Here is a 440-nt window from a genome sequence, read left to right as displayed (position 1 = left end):
CCTACGGGAGGCTGCAGTGGGGAATATTGCACAATGGAGGAAACTCTGATGCAGCGACGCCGCGTGAGTGAAGAAGTAATTCGTTATGTAAAGCTCTATCAGCAGGGAAGATAGTGACGGTACCTGACTAAGAAGCTCCGGCTAAATACGTGCCAGCAGCCGCGGTAATACGTATGGCGCAAGCGTTATCCGGATTTACTGGGTGTAAAGGGAGTGTAGGTGGCATCACAAGTCAGAAGTGAAAGCCCGGGGCTCAACCCCGGGACTGCTTTTGAAACTGTGGAGCTGGAGTGCAGGAGAGGCAAGTGGAATTCCTAGTGTAGCGGTGAAATGCGTAGATATTAGGAGGAACACCAGTGGCGAAGGCGGCTTGCTGGACTGTAACTGACACTGAGGCTCGAAAGCGTGGGGAGCAAACAGGATTAGATACCCTGGTAGTC

Annotated in this window: 1 rRNA gene; it reads left to right on the top strand. The window is 52.5% G+C overall.

The features are described 5' to 3' along the window. A 16S ribosomal RNA gene (locus tag KGF41_RS20540) occupies window positions 1-440 on the top strand; the annotation flags it as partial.

Origin of the sequence: Clostridioides sp. ZZV14-6150 (assembly GCF_020657875.1) — a bacterium.
GTDB lineage: Bacteria > Bacillota > Clostridia > Peptostreptococcales > Peptostreptococcaceae > Clostridioides.
The sequence above is the reverse complement of the archived record's forward strand: the minus strand, read 5'-3'. Positions and strand labels throughout refer to the sequence as shown.